At 72.9% G+C, this 22,121-nt stretch carries 22 protein-coding genes; 11 read left to right on the plus strand and 11 right to left on the minus strand.

The features are described 5' to 3' along the window. Positions 1–93: 93 nt before the first annotated feature. The 3 genes from PV364_RS09990 to PV364_RS10000 all read right to left on the minus strand — a co-directional run bounded on the left by PV364_RS09990 (position 94) and on the right by PV364_RS10000 (position 3,345). Positions 94–1,431, minus strand: a complete 1,338-nt coding sequence (locus PV364_RS09990) for a GAF domain-containing SpoIIE family protein phosphatase (protein ID WP_319659426.1) — start codon at positions 1,429–1,431, stop codon at positions 94–96. Between the two features lie 301 nt (positions 1,432–1,732). Further along, positions 1,733–2,680 (minus strand): N(4)-(beta-N-acetylglucosaminyl)-L-asparaginase, encoded by a 948-nt coding sequence (locus PV364_RS09995; RefSeq protein WP_319659427.1) that lies wholly within the window; start codon positions 2,678–2,680, stop codon positions 1,733–1,735. 71 nt (positions 2,681–2,751) lie between these two features. Beyond that, positions 2,752–3,345 carry a CGNR zinc finger domain-containing protein gene (locus tag PV364_RS10000; RefSeq protein WP_319659428.1) on the minus strand — a complete coding sequence of 198 codons (594 nt, stop codon included), beginning with the start codon at positions 3,343–3,345 and terminating at the stop codon, positions 2,752–2,754. 137 nt (positions 3,346–3,482) lie between these two features. On the opposite strand from PV364_RS10000, the gene PV364_RS10005 reads away from it, so the two are divergent. Both PV364_RS10005 and PV364_RS10010 read left to right on the plus strand, forming a co-directional pair. Then, positions 3,483–4,343, plus strand: a complete 861-nt coding sequence (locus PV364_RS10005; protein ID WP_319659429.1) for a DUF427 domain-containing protein — start codon at positions 3,483–3,485, stop codon at positions 4,341–4,343. A gap of 133 nt (positions 4,344–4,476) precedes the next feature. After that, positions 4,477–5,193 carry an SDR family oxidoreductase gene (locus PV364_RS10010; RefSeq protein ID WP_319659430.1) on the plus strand — a complete coding sequence of 239 codons (717 nt, stop codon included), beginning with the start codon at positions 4,477–4,479 and terminating at the stop codon, positions 5,191–5,193. Positions 5,194–5,768: 575 nt separating this feature from the next. On the opposite strand, the gene PV364_RS10015 is transcribed toward PV364_RS10010, so the two are convergent. Then, complete coding sequence (locus tag PV364_RS10015) at positions 5,769–7,019, minus strand: MFS transporter (protein WP_319659431.1); 1,251 nt, start codon at positions 7,017–7,019, stop codon at positions 5,769–5,771. A gap of 583 nt (positions 7,020–7,602) precedes the next feature. On the opposite strand from PV364_RS10015, the gene thrS reads away from it, so the two are divergent. Then, a complete protein-coding gene (thrS, locus tag PV364_RS10020) occupies positions 7,603–8,922 on the plus strand; it encodes a threonine--tRNA ligase (protein ID WP_401976995.1) in 1,320 nt (439 codons plus the stop codon). Positions 8,923–8,940: 18 nt separating this feature from the next. Here the strand turns inward: thrS and PV364_RS10025 are convergent, their stop codons facing one another. After that, positions 8,941–9,402: a MarR family winged helix-turn-helix transcriptional regulator gene (locus PV364_RS10025; protein WP_319659432.1), complete on the minus strand. Its 462-nt coding sequence runs from the start codon at positions 9,400–9,402 to the stop codon at positions 8,941–8,943. A gap of 66 nt (positions 9,403–9,468) precedes the next feature. On the opposite strand from PV364_RS10025, the gene PV364_RS10030 reads away from it, so the two are divergent. Then, complete coding sequence (locus PV364_RS10030; protein WP_319659433.1) at positions 9,469–10,998, plus strand: FUSC family protein; 1,530 nt, start codon at positions 9,469–9,471, stop codon at positions 10,996–10,998. A 665-nt stretch (positions 10,999–11,663) separates the two neighbouring features. Here PV364_RS10030 and PV364_RS10035 read toward each other — a convergent pair. Then, positions 11,664–12,299 carry a flavin reductase family protein gene (locus tag PV364_RS10035; protein WP_319659434.1) on the minus strand — a complete coding sequence of 212 codons (636 nt, stop codon included), beginning with the start codon at positions 12,297–12,299 and terminating at the stop codon, positions 11,664–11,666. Between the two features lie 169 nt (positions 12,300–12,468). Here PV364_RS10035 and PV364_RS10040 point away from each other — a divergent pair, with 169 nt between their 5' ends. Beyond that, a complete protein-coding gene (locus PV364_RS10040; RefSeq protein ID WP_319659435.1) occupies positions 12,469–12,834 on the plus strand; it encodes a hypothetical protein in 366 nt (121 codons plus the stop codon). A 33-nt stretch (positions 12,835–12,867) separates the two neighbouring features. On the opposite strand, the gene PV364_RS10045 is transcribed toward PV364_RS10040, so the two are convergent. Next, positions 12,868–13,656 (minus strand): hypothetical protein, encoded by a 789-nt coding sequence (locus tag PV364_RS10045; protein WP_319659436.1) that lies wholly within the window; start codon positions 13,654–13,656, stop codon positions 12,868–12,870. A gap of 242 nt (positions 13,657–13,898) precedes the next feature. Between PV364_RS10045 and PV364_RS10050 the strand changes: the two genes are divergently transcribed. Beyond that, entirely contained in the window at positions 13,899–14,468 is a 570-nt protein-coding gene (locus PV364_RS10050) for an NAD(P)H-dependent oxidoreductase (protein WP_319659437.1), read from the plus strand. Between the two features lie 32 nt (positions 14,469–14,500). Here PV364_RS10050 and PV364_RS10055 read toward each other — a convergent pair whose 3' ends face one another. Together PV364_RS10055 and PV364_RS10060 are read right to left on the minus strand one after the other, a co-directional pair. After that, complete coding sequence (locus PV364_RS10055) at positions 14,501–14,689, minus strand: hypothetical protein (RefSeq protein WP_319659438.1); 189 nt, start codon at positions 14,687–14,689, stop codon at positions 14,501–14,503. A gap of 50 nt (positions 14,690–14,739) precedes the next feature. Next, positions 14,740–15,708 (minus strand): alpha/beta hydrolase, encoded by a 969-nt coding sequence (locus PV364_RS10060; RefSeq protein WP_319659439.1) that lies wholly within the window; start codon positions 15,706–15,708, stop codon positions 14,740–14,742. Between the two features lie 162 nt (positions 15,709–15,870). On the opposite strand from PV364_RS10060, the gene PV364_RS10065 reads away from it, so the two are divergent. Then, on the plus strand, positions 15,871–16,335 hold the full coding sequence (locus PV364_RS10065) for a MarR family winged helix-turn-helix transcriptional regulator (protein ID WP_319659440.1): 465 nt from the start codon (positions 15,871–15,873) through the stop codon (positions 16,333–16,335). A gap of 9 nt (positions 16,336–16,344) precedes the next feature. Here PV364_RS10065 and alsS read toward each other — a convergent pair whose 3' ends face one another. After that, positions 16,345–18,030, minus strand: a complete 1,686-nt coding sequence (alsS, locus tag PV364_RS10070; RefSeq protein WP_319659441.1) for an acetolactate synthase AlsS — start codon at positions 18,028–18,030, stop codon at positions 16,345–16,347. Positions 18,031–18,106: 76 nt separating this feature from the next. Beyond that, complete coding sequence (gene budA, locus PV364_RS10075; protein ID WP_319659442.1) at positions 18,107–18,916, minus strand: acetolactate decarboxylase; 810 nt, start codon at positions 18,914–18,916, stop codon at positions 18,107–18,109. Positions 18,917–19,508: 592 nt separating this feature from the next. On the opposite strand from budA, the gene PV364_RS10080 reads away from it, so the two are divergent. The 4 genes from PV364_RS10080 to PV364_RS10095 are packed head-to-tail and all read left to right on the plus strand — an operon-like array spanning position 19,509 to position 22,066. After that, positions 19,509–20,732 carry an ATP-binding protein gene (locus PV364_RS10080; protein ID WP_319659443.1) on the plus strand — a complete coding sequence of 408 codons (1,224 nt, stop codon included), beginning with the start codon at positions 19,509–19,511 and terminating at the stop codon, positions 20,730–20,732. Next, complete coding sequence (locus PV364_RS10085; protein WP_319659444.1) at positions 20,729–21,130, plus strand: roadblock/LC7 domain-containing protein; 402 nt, start codon at positions 20,729–20,731, stop codon at positions 21,128–21,130. The genes PV364_RS10080 and PV364_RS10085 overlap by 4 nt, the downstream gene beginning before the upstream one ends. Further along, positions 21,127–21,501: a DUF742 domain-containing protein gene (locus tag PV364_RS10090; protein WP_319659445.1), complete on the plus strand. Its 375-nt coding sequence runs from the start codon at positions 21,127–21,129 to the stop codon at positions 21,499–21,501. The genes PV364_RS10085 and PV364_RS10090 overlap by 4 nt, the downstream gene beginning before the upstream one ends. Next, positions 21,476–22,066 carry a GTP-binding protein gene (locus PV364_RS10095; protein ID WP_319659446.1) on the plus strand — a complete coding sequence of 197 codons (591 nt, stop codon included), beginning with the start codon at positions 21,476–21,478 and terminating at the stop codon, positions 22,064–22,066. The genes PV364_RS10090 and PV364_RS10095 overlap by 26 nt, the downstream gene beginning before the upstream one ends. The last annotated feature ends 55 nt before the right edge of the window (positions 22,067–22,121 follow it).

The following is a 22,121-nucleotide window of genomic DNA, read 5'->3' on the forward strand; positions in this document are numbered from 1 at the left end:
AATTGCGCAGGTGCGAAGCGCGGATGACCGTCGCGGCGCGCGGGGAGCGCAGGGCGCACCGGACCCGCGGTACGCCGGAGGCCGTGGACCGCGTCAGTCCGTGGGGGTGCGCAGGGCCAGGACGGCCAGGTCGTCGTGGCCGTCGCTGGGGTGCTGGTCGGCGATGACGGCGCAGAACCGGTCGACCGGCAAGTGGGCGTGCGCGGAGGCGAGTTGGGCGAGGGCCCGCAGGCCGATGTCGACGGGCACGTCGCGGTGCTCGACCAGTCCGTCGGTGTACAGCACGACCGTGGAGCCGGGTTCGAGGCGGTGGGCGTGGTCGTGCCGCCGCACGGAGATGTCCACGCCGAGGGGCAGGTCAGGCTCGGGGGACAGGAAGCGGGCGTGGCCGTCGGGGGTGACGAGCAGCGGCGGCGGGTGGCCGGCCGTGCTCCAGTGCAGGGTCCACGCGTCCGGGCCCCTGGTCTCGATGCGGACCAGGCAGGCGGTGGTCACGCTCTGCTCGTCGAAGGCGTCCTGCGTGCTGTCCAGCCGCGACAGGACGGCGCTGGGAGGCGTGCGCAGCTCGTAGAGGAGCGCACGGAGCATGCTGCGGGTCTGGGCCATGGCGGCGGCGGCGCGCAGATCGTGTCCGGCCACGTCGCCGACGACGGCGGCGCAGGAGCCGTCGGGCAGCAGGACGGCGTCGTACCAGTCGCCGCCGATGTGCTCCGGCTGCACGGGGGGCCGGTAGACGGCGGCCGCCTCGACGGGACGCAGGTCGGGCAGGCCGGGCAGGAAGAGGCGCTGGAACTCCTCGTTGCGGTCGCGGACGCGCTCGAAGAGGCGGGCGTTCTCGATGGCGACGCCGGCCGTGCCGGCCAGTGCCACGAGCATCGCCTCGTCGGACTCGTCGAAGGGGCCTCCGTCCACGCGCTCGGACAGGTAGAGGTTGCCGTAGACCTGCTGGTGCACGCTGATGGCCACCCCGAGCAGGGTCCGCATCTTCGGGTGGCCGGGCGGAAAGCCGACCGACTCCGGGTGCCGGGCGATGTCGGCCACGCGCAGCGGCTCGGGGTGGCGGATCAGATAGCCGAGCAGGCCGCGGCCGCGCGGGAGTTCCGTACCGGCCAGGCGTTCCCGCTCGGCGTCGTCCAGGCCGACGGTGAGGAACTCGGCCAGGCCCTCGCCCTTGGCGTCGAGCACGCCGAGCGCTCCGTAGCGCGCACCGACCACGTCCACCGCGGCCGACACGATGCGGGACAGCACGACTTCCAGATCGAGCTCGCGGCTGATCGCCAGCATCGCCGCCATCAGCAGATGCAGTCGGTGCTGGGCCCGCGCCAGGTCGTTCAGCTCCGTCGAGATCCGTTCCAGGCCCGGATCCAGCGGGAACCACGCCCGGCCCAGTTCGTCGCCGGAGTCCCGCCCGGCGCCACTCACCTCACCCATAGCAGCGACACTCGCCCACGACGATCCGACAACGGCAGGAACCGCACACGACACCACCAGACACCACGATGCAGAACAAAAGCTTCGGTGGTGCCCCAGCGGTCCGCCACCGCGCACCGCACCGCCATCAGGGTGGCGGCGCGCGCCGGGACACCTGGCTGCGGGACGGTGCCCGCCGGGCCCGCGGGCACCGTGGGGGGCGAGGCACGCCCATGCACACGGACGGGCCGCGGGCCAGTCGGGGCGGCCCGGGACATCACCGGCATGGCCCACGACTCTGGGGGCGACCGGCCGGACGGCCTCACGCCACGCAGCGGGGGTGCAGTTCCGGCCCGGTCGAACTGTCGGTCATCACCGCGTAGACGCTGCCGTCCTGACCGGCCGCACCACCGTGCCGGCCGTCGGGCGTGAGGGCCAGCGCCCGCAGTTCGGCGCGGTAGTCGTCGGGCAGACCCGCGGTCTCCTGGAGCGCGATGCGGCAGGCGTCGGCGGGCTCCTTGCCCAGCGCGAGCAGGTCGACGACGGTCCGCGCGGTGCCACCGCGCATGCTCAACTCGCCGCGTCCCGTGCAGGCGGCCCCGCCGCCCCGCAGGTCGCACCAGTTGCCCGCGCCGGGGACCGCGGAGTCGCCGACCCGCCCCGGGTACTTGAACGGGTAGCCGGAGGTGGAGACCCCGACACACAGCTCGCCGCTCCCGTCCAGCGCGATGATGTTGACCGTCCCCCACGGACCCTCGTGCGGCGCCATCCGGCGCACCAGGTCCAGCGCCGCGCGCCGGTAGCGGTGGTCGCCGTCCGCCGCGGCGGTGTTCTCCCCCTCCACCGAGTCGACGGCCGTCAGCAGCTGCTCCCGCCACAGGGCGCGGGCCTCGTCGGTCAGCAGCTCGGCGGGGGCGAAACCGTTCTCCTGGGCGAACAGCGCCGCGCCCTCGCCGACCAGCAGGCAGTGCTGCGGCAACCGCTCCAGCACCGCACGGGCCACCGATATCGCGTTCGGATACCCGCGCAGTGCGCCGACCGCGCCGAAGCGGCGGTCGGAGCCCAGCATCACCGACGCGTCGAGTTCCACGACGCCCTGCGCGTTGGGCAGTCCGCCGGTGCCGACGTAGTGGTCGGCGAGATTGTCCTCACAGCGGCGCATCGCCGCTTCGACGGCGTCCAGCGCGGAGCCGCCGCGGCGCAGGACGTCCATCCCGGCCGGCAGACCGGTCTCACTGCGCTCGCTTCCGATGATGACCGTGCTCACCATGGGTCAACCCTTCGCCTGCGGTGGTCGCGTGACGCCCCATGATCACCGCCTGCCGGGGCGCAGGACAACCGTCAGCCCGCGTGGGTGCGCGCGTAGTGGCGCGCGACCCGGGCGCGGTTCCCGCAGATGTTGCTCGTGCACCACTTGCGTCGCGGGTTCTCGGCGAGGAACAGCATCGAGCACTCGGGGTTCGCGCAGCGCCTCAGCAGCCGCAGCCGGTCGGGGCTGCCCAGGAGTGCGATGGCCTCGCCCGCGATCGCGGCGAGTGCGGCGTTCCCGCCGTGCTCGGTGTGCCAGCGGGTGGCGGCGCGCGGCCCGTCGCCGGTGACGACCAGGCGCGGGCTGGCGGGGACGGACGAGGCCGCGGCGTTGATGTCGTCCACGGCGGCGGCGTCCGCGGGCCGGTCCTCCAGGTGGGCGTCCAGTACCTCCCGGATCGCGGCGCGGAGCCTGCGCGCCGCCACCGGGGCCGGGGCGGGGCCCGGGGGAAGCCGGCGCGACTGGATCTCCCACCAGGCGGCAGCGGCGGAGGCCGGTTCCATGAGGTCGACGGGCGGTTCGGCGACCATCATCACAGTGTCGGCGAGATCCAGGGCCACCAGGGGCTCGCCCCCCATCGGGAAGCCCGCGGCCTGAACCTCCTCGACACGTACTTGAATGCTCACACAGCGATGCTATCCATTAGCCGCAGTGACGTCCAGGTTGCGTTCCACACCCGCCTGTCGACAGGTGTTGCCTTCATCACCTAATGGAATTACGGTCGAGGTAGGCATTAGACATCGAATACGGAAGAGGGACCGCCATGGGACTGTCATGGCAGCAAGGACCGCTCTCCACCACCAGGCACGGACGCTTCCTGGTCCCGGACCCCCTGCCCGAGCGGATGCTGTTCGCCGAACGGCTGCGCCGCCGCATGAGGGTCCGGTACGCGAACGAGTGGATCGCCGACAGCGAGGACGTGGTCCTGCTCCACGAGCCCGGGCGCTATCCGGTGGCCTACTTCCCGCGGGCCGACGTCCGGGACGGGGTGCTGCTCGCCACCGACCGCACCACCCGGCACCAGGACCTCGGCGAGACCTCCTGGTTCACGGTGCGGGCCGGCGACCGGCAGACCGAGCGCGCCGCCTGGGAACTGACCGCGCTCCCGGAGCACGCGAGCGAGCTGCGGGGACACGTCGCCTTCGCCTGGCGGGCGATGGACGGCTTCTACGAGGAGGACGAGCGCATCCTCGGGCACGCCGCCGACGCCTACCACCGCATCGACATCCGCGACACCTCGCGCACCCTGGAGGTGCGCTCCGAGGGCCGCGTCGTGGCCCGCTCGGAGCGTCCGGTGGTGGTGTACGAATCCGGGTTCGCGCCCCGCTGGTACGTGCCGCGCGCGGACGTCGACGAGACGGCGCTGACCCCCGTCGAGGGACAGACGTTCTGCCCCTACAAGGGCCTCGCCGACTACTACGACATCGACGGCTCGCGGAAGGCCGCGTGGTCGTACCGCGACGCCTACGCGCAGGTCGGACGGGTCAGGGGCCTCGTCTCGTTCGAACCGGACCAGGTCGAGGTACTGCTCGACGGCAAACGGCTCGCCCTCGAACCCGGCCAGCAGGTCGTCCCCCACGGGGTCGACCGCGGCCTGGACGCCGCCGAGGTCCGCGGCACCTGACCCCGGGGGCGGCGCGCCGGCCGGCCGCGGCGCGTTCCCCGTCGTCCCCGTCATTCCTCGTGCTTCCCGTCGTTCCCCGGTCCGTTCCGTCCGCCCGCGCCGTCCGCGGGCGGCACCGTCGAAGGAGATCCCCATGCCCACATCCCTCAAGGACCGGTCGGTGCTCGTGGTCGGCCGCGGCAGCGGGATCGCCCGGGCGATCGCCGACGCGGCGCTCGCCGAGGGCGGACGCGTCGTGGCCGCCGGACGTACCGTGACCGGCCTCGAGGAGGCGTACCGCGACACCGGCGTGACGGTGCGGCACGTCGACCTCACCGACGAGGCGTCGATCGCGGCCCTGGCCGAGGACCTCGGCGCCGTCGACCACATCGTGTCCGCGGCCTCCGCACGCGCCAGGGGCCTGGTCGGCGAGCTGAGCCCCGAGGCGATCGTGCTGTCCTTCCACACCAAGGTCGTCGGCCCGATCATGCTGGCCAAGCACTTCGCACCCCGGATGCCCGCGGACGGCTCGTTCGTCCTGCTCTCCGGTGTCGCCGCCCTCGAACCCGATCCCGACTTCGTCGGCGTCGCCGCGACGAACGGAGCGGTCAACACCATCACCCGCTCCCTGGCGGTCGAACTCGCCCCGATCCGCGTCAACGCCATCTCCCCCGGCACCATCGACACCGGGGCGTGGGACGCGCTGGGCGACCGGAAGAAGAGCGACTTCTTCGCCCGGCTGTCCGCCGCCAATCCCGCCGGGCGGATCGGCACCACGGAGGACGTCGCCCAGGCGGCGGTCTTCGCGATGACCAACACCTTCATGACGGGCGTCTCGCTGCCCGTCGACGGCGGCCAGCCGCTCGTCTGATCCTCCGCCCGCCCCGGGCTGGTCCCGTTTCGTCACGAGCCGGCCCCGGGCGTCGCCGTGCCCTGAACCAGGCGCGCCCTCGCCCGTGTTGTCGGCCGTGGCGAGTGGGCGGACGACGGGGGGCAGTTGGGCGCACGGCACCTTGTACGACTGGCTCGACGCGTGGGCGGCCCGGGTGAGCGCCACCTCGCCGCTCGAGGACAGCTCGAACCGGTCACCTGCCGGCCCGTGGCCCTCCCGTTGTCAGCGGCCCGGATCCACGAGTAGCCGCGGTGGGCCGGATCCGGTCGGTGCGGACTCGGGCCGAGTTCCCGCGGATCATCTCGCTCCAGGCCGCTCACGGTTCCTCCGCCGCCACCACTTCACGCCAGGGGGTACCGCTTCCTCGACGATGCCGTCATCGACCTGCCCGAACTGCGGCCCGGCAGCCACCGGCTCCCGATGCGCTGCAACCGCGGCACGGGTGAACACGCCTCTTACCGCTGGCGGCCCCGCTGTGGCCGAGCCCGCACGGCGCGACACGCCCCGACCGGCTGCTTCGGCCTGACACGGCCTCCCCCCGGCCCGCGGCGGCGTCACTCGGGGGCGGACGTGGGGGTCCGGAGCGGCTCCGGGGCGGTGCGGGCGGGCGGCGCCGGGTGGCGCACCCGGTTCCAGACCGTGATCGCGGAGGCCAGGGCGGGAGTCACGGCGAGCGCGAAGCAGAGTGCAAGGGGAAGCCTGCCGATGACGAGGCCGACCGCGGCTGTCCCGCTCGCGGATCCGGCGTTGATCGCCGTGTTCACCCAGGCGCCGGCCCGGTTGCGCGTTCCGGCAGCGGCGGACTCGTCGGCGATCAGGTAGGCGGTGCTCAGGGCGGGTGCGACGAACAGGCCCGCGAGTGTCACCACGGCCGCGAGACTCCACGGATCAGGGGAGATCCCGGCCGCGGCGAGAGGGATTGCCATGCCCACGATGAGGATCGGCAACCGCTTCCGGGCGGGGCTGCGCCAGGACCGCGCTCCGTAGGCCAGGCCGCCGACCGCGCTGCCCGCGGAGAGCGCGGCCAGGATCCAGGCGACCGCTCCGGGTTGGTGCTGCCGTTCGGTGACGGCCACGACCAGCAGATCCAGGGCTCCCAGGCACACGCCCGCACCGGCCGTGAGCGCGATCGCCTGCCCCAGCTCGGGTCCGGGCTTCCACCGCGGGGCCGGTCCCGCCGCGGGGCTCTCCCCCGCCTCCTCGGCCGCCCCGCTGCCGGTCCCGTGGCCGGCCGCGGCCGGGATCGCGGGGGACGAGACGAACGCGAACGTGCCGGTGAGGACCAGGGCGGCGCTCACCGCGACGGCGACCGCGGGCGTGGCGAGTGCCACCAGCAGGCCCACCAGCAGGGGCCCGGTGACGAACAGCAGTTCCTCCGCCACGGCGTCCAGACTGAACGCCCGTTGCCGCAGCTGGTGGTCCGGCATCAGCGTGCCCCACACGGTGCGCATCACGGGGCCCAGCGGCGGCGTGCAACTGCCGGCGACGACGGCTGTCAGAGCCAGGAGCAGCCCGGGAGCGCCGGGCCTCCAGGTGGCAGCGGCCAGCACGACCAGGAGCAGCGCGTACGCGCAGGCCATCGGGGTCAGTGCCCGGCGCGGCCCGTGCCGGTCGACCAGAGCGGCCCGGACAGGGGAGAGAAAGACGCTGGTCAGACCGAACAGGGCCATGACGGCGCCGGCGGTCCCGTACGACCCGGTGGATCCCTTGACCGCGAGCATCAGCGCCAGGGAGACCATCCCGTAGGAGAGCCGGCCCAGCAGAGCCGCGCCGAACGTCCGGAAGGCATGGGGGGTCCGCAGCACGGCGGAATACGACGGTGTGCGAGAGGACGAATGCACAGAAGGTTCCTCGAATGGGCAGCGCGCGAGCGCGCGCTGTGAGCGTGCGGGGACATCGGACGACCGGCACCACGGGGCACGGCTGGCGCGACGTTCTACGCACGGGAGAGGAACACGCCGGTCACCGTAGCAGAACCGGCCGTGCGCGGATCGCCCTGGACCGGCGATGAGGGCGGGGTCGACACGGCAACCGAGGTGCACCGAAGCGGCGTCGATCCCCAGAACGACGCCACGTCGCCGCGACGACATGCCGGAATGACCGGACGGCGACCGCAGCACGCCCGCCCGCGGCGAGGTCGGGGCGGCCGAGGCGGCGATCTGCACCAGGACGGCGGCGGCGTGGAACGGGCCCTCCCCCCGCGGCGGTTGGATGCCTGAACATGGGAGAGAGCGATCACAGGGCCGCCTCGCCACCCCGCCCCGTCACGCCCGGCCGGCCGGCCGGCCGGCCGGAAAATACCCGGCATCCACGACCCACCCCTGTTACCGTCGTCCGCATGAAGCGCGCTGCCATGACGACGACGCCGGAAAGTGTCCCGGCGCGCTGATCGATGCCTTCAGTCAGAAGCCCCGGGGCGAGTGCCCCGGGGCTTCTGCGTACCCGCGGTCGCTCGCCCCGCCACCCCGCGAGGAGACCGCCGTGCACGACCACCGCACACTCGGCCGCGAACTCGGCCTGTTCGACACCGACCCGCTGATCGGCGCCGGCCTGCCCTACTGGCTGCCCGACGGCGCGACCGTACGCCACGCCCTGGAGGGTTACGTCCACGAGGCCGAGCGGCGTGCCGGCTACCGGCACGTCCACTCCCCCGTCCTCGGCAAGCGCGAGCTGTACGAGATCTCCGGGCACTGGTCCCACTACAGCGACGACATGTTCCCGCCCATGGACATGGGCGGCGAGCAGGTCGTCCTGCGGCCCAGCCTGTGTCCGCACCATGCGCTCATCTACCGGTCCCGCGGGCACAGTTACCGCGAGCTGCCACTGCGCATGGCCGAACTCGGCGGCATGTACCGCTCGGAGATGTCGGGCGTGCTCGGCGGACTGACCCGCGTCCGGGCGATCCAGCTCAACGACGCACACATCTTCTGCACCCTCGACCAGGTGGCCGACGAGGCCCGCGGGGCCCTGGAGTTGATCCGCCGGGCGTACGGGGCACTGGGCATCACCCCCGCCCGCTACCGGCTCTCCCTCCCCGGACCCGGCGGCAAGTACGTCGCGGCGCCGGAGCTGTGGCGCAGGTCGACCGCGCTGCTCACCGAGGTGCTGGACGGCTCGGGTCTGCCGTACGAGGCGGTGGAGGGCGAGGCCGCGTTCTACGGGCCGAAGATCGACGTGCAGGTCGCCGACGGCGCCGGCCGCGAGTCGACCCTGTCCACCGTCCAGGTCGACTTCCATCAGCCTGAGCGCTTCGACCTGCGGTACATCGGCGCGGACGGCGCGAGGCACCGCCCGGTCATGGTCCACCGCAGCGTCATCGGCAGCGTGGAGCGGGCCGTCGCCCATCTCGTCGAACAGCACGGCGGCGCGTTCCCCGCCTGGCTGGCGCCGACCCAGATCGCGGTCCTCCCGGTCTCCGCGGACGAACTGCCCGTCGCCGAGGCGCTCGCCGAGCGCTGCCTCGACCTGGGGCTGCGCGCCGAGGTCGCCGGGCCGGAGCGCGGCAGCCTGGGCGCACGGGTGAGGCAGGCCCGCCTGGTCCCGTACCAGGCCGTCATCGGTGCCGAGGAGGCCCTCGACGGTCGTGTGGCGCTGCGGCTGCGCGACGGCAGGCGGCTCGCGCCGCGCCCCGCCGGGGATGTGCTCGCCCGCGTCCGGGCGCTGACCGGCGCGCACAGCACCGACCTGTGGGACGAGGAGGGCGCGTAACCGGCCCGACCCCACGGCTCACGGGTCGCAGAGGCGGTCCATCAGGCGTCCGGCCAGGCGCAGCACCTCGCGTTCGGTCTCGCTCAGTCCGGCGAGCGCGGACGCGAGCCAGGCGTCGCGTTCGGCCACGTCCGCCAGGAGGGCGGCGTGGCCGGCCGGCGTCAGGGCGAGGAGGGTCTGGCGGCGGTCGCGTTCGCCGGCGGCGCGGGAGATCAGGCCGTCACGTTCGAGCTCGGCGAACACCCGCGTCAGGGACTGCGGTTGCTGCCGGTCGGCCGTGGCCACCTCGCCCGGGGTGGCGGGGCCGTGGCGGTAGAGGTGGCCGAGCACGCCCACCTTGTTGGCGCTGAGCGCTCCGGGGGAACGTTCTGCCCGGAGCCTGCGGGCGAGCCGGGACGCGCCACGGCGGATCTCCGACGCCGCCCCCAGAAGGGGCTGCGGCTCCTCTTTGCGCCCGGGTCCTACCGTCTCCTCCGTCATATCACTACGCTATCACTTGCTACTCTTGCGCCCGTTGCTGTGCTCTGACCTGAAAGCAGTACGCGAATGCGCAGTATTTTTCGCGGGATACCCGACGCCGCGGTCACCTCCGCCGCCCTGCTGCTCGCGTTCGGCGCCGCCCTCCGGCTCAGGGGGTTCGGGCTCGACGACGGCATCGTGGTGCTCACGGTCGCGCTCACCCTGACGCTGGCCCGTGTCCAGCGGGGGGCCGCGCTGCGCCGCCGGCTGCTCGGGCTCGCAGTGCTGCCTGTGGTGGCGGTGGCGACGTCGGGGGTGGGGTGGCTGCTGTTCCGGCTTCCGGCGATCGGCAGCACCGTGTTCGCCCTCGGTGTCGGCGCGGCGATCTGGGTCCGGCGCTTCGGCCCCGTCGCCACCGCGGCCGGGACGCTCGCGACCCTGCCCTTCGTCGCCGTCCTCGTCACACCGGTGGCGCCCGGCTCCGGCGGCGCGCGGTTCCTGTGGGCGGCCGTCGCGGCGCTGATCGCGTTCCTGAGTGTGGCCGTGTGCCAACTCGCCGCCGCCCGGGCCGGGATCGTCGGGTCCGCCGCTCCCCCGGCCACGCCCGCCCCGCGGCCCCGTACGGCCACCGGTCCGGCCGTCAGCGACCGCATGGCCTGCCAGATGGCCCTGGCGCTGGGCACCGCGTTCCTCGTGGGCCGGCTCGTGTTCCCGGACCACTGGAGCTGGACCGTGCTGACCGCGTTCATCGTGTGCAGCGGCAACCGGGGCCGCGGCGACGTCGTGCACAAGAGCGTCCTGCGGATCGTCGGCGCGGCAGCGGGTGTCGCGGTGGCGACCTCGCTCGCGGGGGCGTTCGCCCCGGGCGACCCCTCCTCGATCGCGGTCGTCCTCGCGGTGCTGGCGGTGGCCTCATGGCTGCGCGGCCTCAGTTACGCGTACTGGGCGGGGGCCGTCACCGCCGCGCTCTCGCTGCTGTACGGCTACTACGGCCAGACCGGCGCCGACGTCCTGGTCATCCGGCTGGAGGCCGTCGTCCTCGGCGCACTCGCCGGTGTCGCCGCCTCCTGGTTCGTCCTTCCCGTCCGCTCGGGCGACGTGGCCCGGCGCCGCACCGCCGACGCGCTGGCCGCCCTCACCGACCTGCTGTCCGCGTTCCGCGGTCATGACGCCGCGCAACTCGGCGCCGCACGTGCCCGGTTCGACGACAGCCTCCTGCGTCTCGACGAGATCGCCGCTCCCTTCCGGGCCCACCGCACGCTCTCCCGGCTTCTGCGCCGCGCGGCCCCTCACCCCGCCGACGCCCTCGACGCGCTCCGCGCCTGCGCCGAGCCCGTCGGCGCCCTGGCCCTGCTCCCCGTCCCGCCCGAGCCGGGCCTCGCCGTCCGTGCCGAGGCCCTGACCGCCAATGCCGTCGCCGTCCGGCGCGCCCTCGGCCGCCGCCCTGGCCCGCCCCGCCGCGCCCTGCCGGCGCCGGCCCCGCACGGCCCCGTACCGGCCCACGCCGCTCTCGACCGCATCGACGACGCCCTGCAACGCCTCACCGCCGTCCACGGCCACCCGCCCCCGCCGACGGCGCGGCCCCACGACCGTGACCCCGCCCACAGGACGTCCTGAGCCGTGGTGACCGTCGAGCGATACCGGCCCCGAACCCCGTCCACCGGCGCCGCACCGCCGTCCTGGGCCTGTGGCGGTGGCGGGCGCCACTGCTCGCCTTCGAACTGGACCCGGAATGGGGCACCGACCAGGGCCGCATCGGAGTCGCTGTTCCGACGGGTGGCGGCGCCTGCCGGTCAGCGGCAGGACCGGGCCTACCGGCGAGCGTTCGCCGAGCTGTCCGCGGCGCCGCTCTTCACCTCAGAAGTCGAGCCGGACGCCGTCCGGCTCGTCCAGTCGGAGACCGTCAACAGCCTGCAGACCGTCGACGGTTCCTGGACACGTCCGGCGCCGAGGCGGCGGAGCGCGTGGTCGAAAGCTCGGCCGAACTGGCGGGCCGCCTCGACGGCCTCGTCGAGAACCCGTTCTTCTCCCACCCCTCGGAGGAAGCCCACCGCCGGTACCTCGCCGGCCTGGGGGACCGCGCGCACGAGGGCTGTTTCGCGTCACGCGACTCCGCGGTCGAGTCGGCTCGCCTCGATGGCCTCCGGGTTCTCCCGAGTCCGCGGGGCTGCTCGATTCGTCCACCGGTCGCGCGTTGCTCGCCCTGTGCGAGGACTTCGGCGAGGAACTCGTCACCACACTGCGGTGGATCCGCACAACGGTTTCCAGCCCGACATGCCCGCTCAGACGCCCGCGGCCGGTCCCGACGCCGCCGCGGGGCGGGGCTCCTCGTAAGGGATGCGGTTGAGGTGCAGGATCTCGCCGAGGGTGCCCCACTCGTCGGCGCCGAGCTTGGTGAGCGGGCGCAGCAGCGGGGCGCTGGGGCGGCCGTCGGCGAGGACGTCCTCGTCGGCGACGGCGTGGAGCACGCGTCCGAAGACCAGGGTGGAGTTGCCCATCCGCACGGTGGTGTGCGAGCGGCACTCCAGGGCGATCGGTGAGCCGGCCACCCTCGGTGGGCGCACCCGCAGGCTGGGCTCGCGCTCGATGTCCGCGTAGTCGAACTCGCTGACGGTGCGCGGGAAGTCGGTGGCCGTGGCATTGATGAGGCGCAGCAGCTCCTCGGAGGCGAAGTTGACCACGAACTCGCCGGTGTCCTCGACGTTGCGCAGCGAGTCCTTGCGGCCGATCGAGGTGAACTGCACGATCGGCGGATCGGTGCTCGCGATGCTGAAGAACGAGTGCGGCGCGAGGTTCGCGATCAGTCCGTCCGGTGTGACGGTGGAGATCCACGCGATCGGCCGGGGGACGACCACGGAGGTCATGAACCGGTAGAAGGCGCCACTGCTCATGGCCCCGGGATCGAAGTCGACGCGCATGGCCGCAGTATCCCCGCGCATGCCCGCAGCCCCCGCCGCGTGACCACGGCCCGGCGTGTCGGGAGGATGATCCACAGCGGCCGCGGAGGCTACCATCCCCGGCACGACCTGCGCGACTGCCGTCGCGAACCGCTCCACGGATTGATCAAGTTCCCTTAAGCTGCGCGTCATGCACACGACCCTGACCGAGCACGCCCGGTGCCTGTACGGAGACGAGTACCGGCCCACGCGCGATTGCGTGCTCAACCACCAGGAGCAGCACTTCGTCGAGGAACTGACCTTCGCCGACGCCGACTCGATCGTCGCGATGCTGCGCGACCTCAGCCCGCACGTGGTCGACGGACTGCTTCCGGTGTGGATCCGCAACCTCGCCTACCGGCTCGCCCTGCTCCAGCGTCCCGACGACCCGGCGCTGTTGCGCGAGGCGGCCGACAGCCTCTACCTCCACGGGCCCGAGTGGGACGACATCGCCGCCGACCTGCGGCGCCGGGCCGAGGCACTGGACCAGCAACCGGCGGGGCCGCCGAGCCACTGACGGCACGTCGGCAGGGGCCGCCGGGGGCGCCGGCTACCGCGCTCCTCGGAACGGCGCCAGGTGCACGCACATCGAGACGGGGAAGGCGGGTTCCTCGCGCCGCACGTCCTGGCATCCGCCGTGCGTCCCGTGGACGATCGGCACCCAGCCGGCGGGCTCCGCCCGGAAGAACCAGCGGTCGCCCAGCCGGGAGGAGCACTCGGGGGCCTCTCCGTCGCCGCAGACGGGTCCGGTGCGCCAGGAGAAGTCCAGCACGAGCCACTTCCCGTCGCAGACCTCCGCTTCGCGGTAGGTGTGCTCGGGGGCGTCTACGGCCATCAGCGCCTGCTCGTAGGAGGCGGCGGTGCAGCCCGTGGCGGGCGGACGGCAGCCCAGTGGCCCGCACAGCCGCAGCGCGGGCGGGTGGGCGCCGTCGGCGGTGAAGACCGTGGAGTTGTCGACGATCAGGTCCCGGGCGCCCAGTGGCTCGGGCAGCCGGACCCGGGCGGTGGCCGTCGTCACGCCCGTGCACCCCGAACGCCGGTCGCCGGAGGGCGAGGAGTAGGTGATCTGCACCCACGTGTGCTGCGGCACGGTGTCGGTGACCACGGCCCTGAGCCCGCGGACGCACGGGTGCGGGCCGTGCGGCACCTGGGCGTCGAGGGCGAGCGTGCGGTGGTCGTCGCCCAGCCGGGCACCGGTGACCGAGATCGGGGCCGCAGTGGTCCACGGGATCGGCCCGCCGGCCGTCGACGGGTCGGTCACGCCCCCGTCCCGGCCGGCCACCCGGGTCCCGCACGCACCGAGGAACAGCACCACGACGACACCGAGCACGGCGGCCATGACCGCTCCACGCTTCCCACCTGATCGCAAGCCGTCCAGTCCCCCGCGTCGCACCGGCATCGTCCGGGGCCACCATAGCGCCGCGTCCGAACCGCCCCGTGCTCACCCGTCCGGCGCAGCGGCCGCCCGGCGATCGGGCGAAGCGGCACCCGGGCCCGGTTGCCGGACGGGCCGGCATGGAACGTGGCTCAGGCACGCCCTCCCGCCGGGCCCCGGCCGGCCGACCGCCCAGGAGCAGCGCCATGACCAGGATCGCCGTCATTCTCGGCAGCACGCGGCCCGGCCGCAACGGGGCGGCCGTGGCGGAGTGGGTGTACGACAACGCCGCAGGGCGGGACGACGCGGAGTACGAGCTGGTGGACGTCGACGACTACGGGCTGCCGCTGCTGGACGAGCAGGCGCCGCCGTCGATGGGCCACTACACCCGGCCGCACACGCTCGCGTGGGCGGAGAAGATCGCGTCGTTCGACGGGTTCGTCTTCGTGACCGCCGAGTACAACCACTCGATCCCCGGCGCGCTGAAGAACGCCATCGACTTCCTGTACGCGGAGTGGAACAACAAGGCGGCGGGATTCGTGAGTTACGGCAGTGCCGGCGGGACGCGCGCGGTGGAGCACCTGCGGGTGGTGATGGCCGAGGTGCAGGTGGCCACGGTGCGCGCGCAGGTGGCGCTGTCGCTGTTCCGCGACTTCGTCGACATGAGCCGGTTCGAGCCGGGCCCGCGCCGTGCCGGGGAGCTGGGCGTCGTCCTGGACCAGGTCGTCGCCTGGAGCGACGCGCTGGCGCCGCTGCGCCGGACCCCCACCGGCTGACCGGTCCCCGTCGCGCGGCGGCGGGTCCGGGTTCAGCCGGAGCAGGCGGTGCGCTGGGCCTCCTGCCACTCGCAGCGCGGGCAGAGCGGGGTGCCCGGGATCCGCGCCTTGTACTCGGTCGGCTCCCGGCACAGGGTGCACTCCGCGACGGGCTCCCCGGGGGCCGCCGTCCAGTCCACGGAGACCGGCACCGGGATGTCGCAGTACGGTTCGCTGGTCATGGATCGCCTTTCGCAGGTGTGGCCTGAGGACCGGAGAGGGACCCCGTCGCTCAGACGGTACCCAGAGCCTCGCGCAGGACGGTGACCGCCTGGGCGATGGCGGCCTGGGCGGCGCGGGTTCCGCGCAGGGCGTCGAGCATCACGAAGTCGTGGATGATGCCCTGGTAGCGGACGGCGGTGACGGGGACGCCGGCCTCGCGGAGCTTGGCGGCGTAGGCCTCGCCCTCGTCGCGCAGGACGTCGGCCTCGCCGGTGACGACAAGGGCCGGGGGCAGACCGGCGAGCTGCTCGACCGTGGCACGCAGCGGGGAGGCGGTGATCTCGGCGCGCTGGGCGGGGTCGGTGGTGTACTGGTCCCAGAACCACCGCATGCCGTCACGGCGCAGGAAGTAGCCCTCGGCGAACTGACGGTAGGAACCGGTCTCGAAGTTCGCGTCGGTGACCGGGTAGAACAGCACCTGCTGCACCAGGGGCACGTCGCCGCGCTCCTTGGCCATCAAGGTCAGCGCGGCGGTCATGTTGCCGCCGACGGAGTCGCCGGCAACCGCGATACGGGCGGCGTCGAGGTTCTTGGCGGCGCCCTCGGCGACGATCCAGCGGGCGACGGCGTAGTTCTGCTCGATCGCCACCGGGTAGCGCGCCTCGGGCGACAGGTCGTACTCGGGGAAGACCACGGCGGCGCTGGCTCCGGTGGCCAGTTCACGGACCAGTCGGTCATGGGTGTGCGCGTTGCCGAAGACCCAGCCGGCGCCGTGGATGTAGAGGACCACGGGCAGGACGCCGGTGGCGCCGGCGGGGCGGACGATCCGTGCGCGGACGCTGCCGGTCGGGCCGCCCTCGACGGTGATCCACTCCTCGTCCACGTCCGGCTTGGCGATGTCGCCGGACTGGACCTCGTCGACGGCCTTGCGGCCCTCGGCCGGGGCCAGGTCGAACAGGAACGGCGGCTTCGCGGTCGCCGCCGCGAACTCCGCCGCGGCGGGCTCCAGGACAGGGGCGGTGGGCACGTATTCGGACATGGCCGACTCCTTCGAGAGCGGTCACCGGACCCTTGCGGCCGGCTGACGGAAGGAAACCTATCCCACGATTACATCGTGCACAAGCTAATCGCTGGCGTTGAAATCGCGCCCCCGGTGGGGTAGGGTCCACGGAACACGCGCGAACGAGAGAAGGGGCGCGCCATGGACCGAGCCGGCGCTTCCGCGGCCGACCGCACGCAGGACTTCTCGATGCTGCTGGACGACCAGCTCTGCTTCGCCCTGTACGCCGCGTCCCGTGCCGTCACCAACCGCTACCGGCCCCTGCTGGACGAACTGGGCCTCACCTACCCGCAGTACCTGGCCCTCCTGGTGCTCTGGGAGCGCGGTCCGACCCCCGTCGGCGACATCGGCACGGCGCTGCACCTCGACTACGGCACGCTCACTCCCCTGGTCAAGCGACTGGAGGCGGCGGGGCTCGTCCGCCGCGAACGCCGGCCCGACGACGAACGCACCGTGCAGGTGAGCCTCACCGAGGCGGGCGTCGCACTGCGCGAGCGGGCCACGACCGTCCCCTCCTCCATCGGGAACGCCATGGGCCTCACGCCGACCGAGTCCGACGACACGAAACGGGTCCTGCGGCGGCTCACCGCCAACGTCTCCGCGTGACAACGGGCCCTACTCCAGGACCCCTTCGTGGAGCTGGGCGAACAGCTCGGTGTTGCGGCTGTAGTCGACCGGGACGTCGATGACCGTGACGCCCGGCTGGACACGGGCCTCGCGCGACAGCGACTCTCCGAGCACCTTGGTGAACTGCTCGTCGGTGTGGACCCGGTAGCCGTGCGCGCCGAAAGCGGCGGCGTAGTGGGAGATGTCGTAGTCGCCGAGGCGTACACCGGAGGTCCGGCCGTATTTCAGCTCCTCCTGGAAACCCACCATGTCGTAGCTGTTGTCGCGCAGGATGACATGGGTGAAGTGCAGGCCGAGCCGCGTGGCGGTCTCCAGTTCCTGGGCGCTGAACAGGAAGCCGCCGTCACCCGAGACGGACACGACCTGCTTGCCGGGACGCACCATGCAGGTCGCCATCGCCCACGGCAGGGCCACGCCGAGCGTCTGCTGACCGTTGGAGAACAGCAGGTGCCGCGGTTCGTAGGCGCGGAAGTGACGGGCCATGTAGATGTAGTGGGAGCCGACGTCGCAGGTGATGGTGGCGTCGTCGTCCACCATGTCGCGGAGCGTGAGCAGCACCGACACCGGATTCAGGCCGCTCCCGTTGTGGCCGGCCATGCGTGCCGACTCGTCGATGCCGGCCGAAGTCCGCCGCAGCTCGGCCAGTTCGCCGAGCACCTCTTCGCCGAGCCGCAGTCCGGGCAGCTGCCCTGCCAGCTCCCGGAGGGTGGCCGCCACGTCGCCGCGCAGTTCCACGGCGGGGAGGTAGTGGTTGTCCACGTTCGCGGGGAGGCAGTCGATGTGCACCAGGGTGCGCGACGGATCGGTGTTCCACAGTTTGGGGTCGTACTCCACGGCGTCGAAGCCGACGGTCACCAGCACGTCGGCATGGGCGATCCCGATGTCGCCGGGCTGGTTGCGGAAGAGCCCCACGCGCCCGAGGTAGTGGTCCTCCAGTTCCCGCGAGACCACGCCGGCCGCCTGGAACGTCTCCACCACCGGCAGGTCGGTGTCGGCGATCAGCTCGCGCAGCGCCGCGCACGCCTCGGGTCCCGCCCCGCGCAGCCCGACGAGGAGGACGGGGCGCTCGGCGTCGCGGATCAGGCGTGCCGCCCGCTCGACGGCGGAGGCCGGCGCGGAACCCTGGGCCGGTACCGGCACCGCCTCGGTGATGCGGGCGGCGGTGGGCGTGGCGAGCACGTCGGCCGGCAGCACCACGGCCGCGGCCCCGCGGGGCTCGGTCACGGCGGCGCGCAGGGCGTTGGCGACGGCCTCCGCCGTGTTGTCCGCGTCGTCCACCTCGCCGGTGTACTTGGTGAAGGGCTTCAGGGCGGCGGTGGCGTCCATGGACTGGTGGCTGCGCTTGAGCCGGTCGGCGCGGGGCACCGCGCCGCACAGGGCGACCAGCGGGTCCTGTTCGGTGGTGGCGGTGAGCAGTCCGGTGGCGCTGTTGGACGTGCCCGGGCCGGAGGTCACCACGATCGCCCCCGGCACCCCGGTCAGCCGGCCGACCGCCGCGGCCATGAAGGCCGCGTTCTGCTCGTGGCGGCACACCACCAGTTGGGGACCGCCGTCGACCAGCGCGTCGTAGATCGCGTCGATCTTGGCGCCGGGAACGCCGAAGACATGGCTGACGCCGTACGCCGAGAGCACCTCGACCGCGCGCTGGGCGGCGCGTACTTCCGATGCGGTCATGGGAGACCCCTTTCGCCGTGGACTCGGTGGGAGAACGTGGAGGCGGCTGCCGCGGCAGTGCCCGGACCGCCGGCGGTCAGCCGCCCTCGGCCTGCCGGATCTGGTCGGACAGTCCGGAGGGGCTCAGGTCGGACGAGAGGAACTGCGGCGTCGTCGGCAGGCTGAGGTGCAACTCCGAGCGCTCGGCGAGGGCGATCGTCCCCTGGTCGAGCCGGAAGTCCAGGCAGTGGCCGCCGCGGGTGCGGCCGTCGTCGAGGAAGTGCAGGTGGTAGCCGGCGACCGAGATGCCCTGCTCGTAGGCGGGGGTGCGATAACCCGCGAGGGTCCCGCGCAGGCCGGTGAAGGTGGTCTCCGCCTGTCCTTCGGCGGCCTCGGTGAGCGAGGGGTACGGCGGTTCCTGCCGGCGCACGGTACGGGTGCGGACCTCACCGAAGAGGCCGGTGATCCGGATCGCGTAGATCAGGTTGGGGCTGCGGGCGGTGCGGTCCACGAGCGCGGTGACCTCGGCGCGGGGCAGGGGCGAGGCCACGTCCTCGGTGATGTCGGCCCCGAACCAGGTCAGGGCCGCGAACGGCGAGAGTTCGCCGCCTCCGGCGACCTCCACGGATCCGCCCGCGCGCAGGTGGTAGCAGACCCCGTCGAGGACGAGCATCTCGCCGTCGAGGTGGTTGAAGGTGCCCAGGCCGAAGTCGCCGTGCCGGAGCAGTTCCGCGACCGGAACGTCACCGTCGTAGACGCCGTCGATCAGCGCCCCCATCGTGGAGCTCTGGTAGACCTCCCGCGCGCGTGCGGGGTCGTGCCCGGCGCCGGCGCCCCCGTGCCGATGGGCCAGAACCGTCCGGACGAACCTGCGGAACCGGTCCTGTGCCTTCTCCTCGGCGGCCATCGCTCGTCCTCCATCGCGCCTGGCGGGCCCTGTAAACATGCTCTCGCCGTGGTCGGGGCTCGCAACCGGAGTGATCCCCCGGGGCCGGGCCCGGCGAGTGCGGGCGCAACGGCGGCGCGGGCGGACCGCGGACGTGGCGATGCCGCGGGCCGGAGGCGGATTCCGGCCGGGCCGGCCGGTACCTCGACGACCCCGGCGGCGGCCGGGCCCGTCCGGTGTTCCTCCGGCCTCCTCCGCCCCCCCGGACCGGCCTGCCCGCAGGGCCTCGATCCGGGCATGGCGGGACAACCGGGAACACCACTCCCGCGTACCCCGGACGGGCCGCTGACCTGGCAGGTTGCGGTGACCATGTGAAGATCTGCAAGTGCCCCAACCGTGTGGCTATTTGGTGATCCACTGCTGCTAGGGTGATCGGGTTTCCAGAAGGCTGATGGCGCGTCATGCGCGCGGGGGACAGTCTCCAGGGCCCCATCGCGGAGGAGCGGCTCTTGGCTCGGCTCGACGGCACACACCCTGTCGCGGTGTTCGCCCTTGGCCCGACGCCGCGGCCCCGATCGTCGCTTCCGTCGTGATGCGACTTGAAGAGAGCCTCATGACATCGATTTGGGATGATCCACTCCTGTGGATCGCGACAGTTGTATTGTGCGCCGCCGTCTTGATCATCCTGCGCGCCCGCAGGACCAACATGATCCTGCGCGGCAACAACGCCCGGCTGCAGGGTGAGCGCAACGCGCTGCAGCAGGAGCGGGACCACATCCGCGCGGCCCATGCCGAACTGCGGGAACAGCACTCCGTCGAGGTGGCGGAAGTGCGCAAGGACGCGGAGGAGGACACCAAGACCGTTCTGAAGTCGGCGATGCGCACACTGCAGGTGCTCGCCGACGAGCAGCAGGTCGTCATCGACCGGGTGCAGAAGAAGTACGGCGACGACCCCCAGATCCTCGCCGACCTGATGGCGATCGACCACGCCAACAGCCAGTTCGGCCGCCGTGCCCAGGGGATCGCCGTGCTCTGCGGCGGCTGGCTCGGCCGCCGCGAGGCCATCGCCTCGGTGTACGACGTGGCGCGCAGCGCGCAGGGCCGCATCCGGCGGTTCGACCGCGTGCAGATCCACGCGCAGGTGCACTTCACGGTCGCCAGCCGGGCCGTCGAACCGGTGGCCGTCGTGCTCGCCGAGTTGCTGGCCAATGCCACCAACTACAGCGCGCCCGACACTCCGGTCGAGATCAACATCCGCGCCGTCCCCAAGGGCGTCTGCGTGATCGTCGACGACGCCGGCCTCGGCATGAGCCAGGAGGAGAAGGACCGCGCCGCGCTCCTGCTGTCTCCGTCCGCTCCGGTGGGGATCACCACGCTGGGCAACCCCCCGAAGTTCGGCTTCGCCGTCGCGGGCATGCTCGCGGCCCGCTACGGGTTCGAGGTCTCCGTCGACTCCGTCTCCCCGTACGGCGGCGTGCGGGCGGTAATCCTTCTGCCGGAGGACCTCCTGAGCAACGAAGTCCCTGCACCGCAGCCCGAGGCCGTCCACACCCACGACGCCGCCGAGCCGGCGCCCCCCAAGCGCCTGGCACCCGTGAGCGCTCCCGTCCCCATGCCCGCCACCGGCACCACGGCGGGCGGCCTGCCCAAGCGCCGCCGCCAGCGGGTGACGGTGCTGCCGCAGCCCGCCGCCCCGGCGGCGTCCGGATCCGGCGGCACCCCCGCGCCGGAACCGGAGCCGGCCAGCGGTACCAGGGCCTCGCGCATCGGGGCGTTCCAACGCGGCACCCTGTCCGGTCGGGACATGACGAACACGGAAGGACTCCAGGACCAATGAACCCCGATCTGTCGTGGGTGCTGAACGACGTACTCCAGGTGCGCGGCGCCCGGCACGCGATCCTTGTCTCGGCCGACGGTCTGCTGCTGGAGAAGTCCAGCGAGATCGGCCGTGACGACGCGGAGACCAACGCGGCGGCGATGAGTTCGATGCAGTCGCTGTCCCGGGCCGTCGCCCCGTTCACCGGCGGCGGTGCGAGTCCGTGGCGGCAGACGCTGCTGGAGTACGAGCACGGCTGGATCTTCCTGATCGCCGCGGGCGACGGCGCGTACCTCGCCGCGTCGGCGGCCCCGGACGTGGACATGGAGGCCATGAGTTTCCGTATGCAGCAACAGGTCGGCGCACTGGGCAAGGCGATGACGACGCCGCCCCGCCAGAACGCCGGTGCCGAAGCATGACGTCGTCCGGCAAGGAAGAACCGGTCGCGAGCGACTTCGTCCGCTCCTACGTCATCACCGGCGGCCGTCAACTCCCGGCCGCGGACCAGCTGTCCCTGCTCACCCTGGTCACCATCGCCCCCGACCGGGAGCTGCCCCTCGGGGCCGGGCCCGAGGTGCGTGCCATCTGGGAGCTGTGCTCCGGGGGTTATCTGTCGGTGGCCGAGGTGGCCGCTCATCTGGAGCTCCCGGTGGGCGTCGCACGGCTGCTGCTGACCGATTTAACCGAGCATGGGCATCTGCTGCGCCGTGAAGCCCCGCCCCCCGCCCAGGCCGTCGACAAGAGAATCCTCGAAGAGGTGTTGCATGGACTCCAAAGGCGCTTTGCCTGACAGCGCATATGTGTCGGAGGGGGTGACCACCGCCGCGAAGATCCTCGTGGTGGGTCACTTCGCCGTGGGCAAGACGACGTTGATCGGCACGCTCTCGGAGATCACCCCGCTGCGCACCGAAGAGAAGATGACGCAGGCGTCGCTGCACGTGGACGACCTGGCGGGCGCGCCGGACAAGCGGACCACCACGGTCGCGCTGGACTTCGGCCGCCTGACGCTCAGCGAGGAGCTGGTGCTCTACCTCTTCGGCACCCCCGGTCAGCAGCGCTTCATGCAGCTGTGGGAGGACATGTCCCGGGGCGCGCTCGGGGCACTGCTGCTGGTCGACCCCGCCCGGCTCGCCGAGTCGTTCCCCGTCATCGACCTCGTCGAGAAGTACGGCCTGGAGTACGCCATCGCCGTCAACAACTTCGACACCGAGCACCGCTACCAGGAGGACGAGATCCGGGAGGCGCTCGACCTCTTCCCGCACACCCCCGTCGTGTACTGCGACGCCCGTGACGAGGCCTCCTCGGCACAGGCGTTGATCTCCCTCGTCCAGCACCTGCTCACCCACGCCGCCTGACCGCCGGACCCCTTCACCGCCTACCAGGGCGGGAAGGCTCCGGCCCCCTCAAGGA

Source organism: Streptomyces sp. MI02-7b (genome assembly GCF_033793585.1).
Taxonomy (GTDB): domain Bacteria; phylum Actinomycetota; class Actinomycetes; order Streptomycetales; family Streptomycetaceae; genus Actinacidiphila.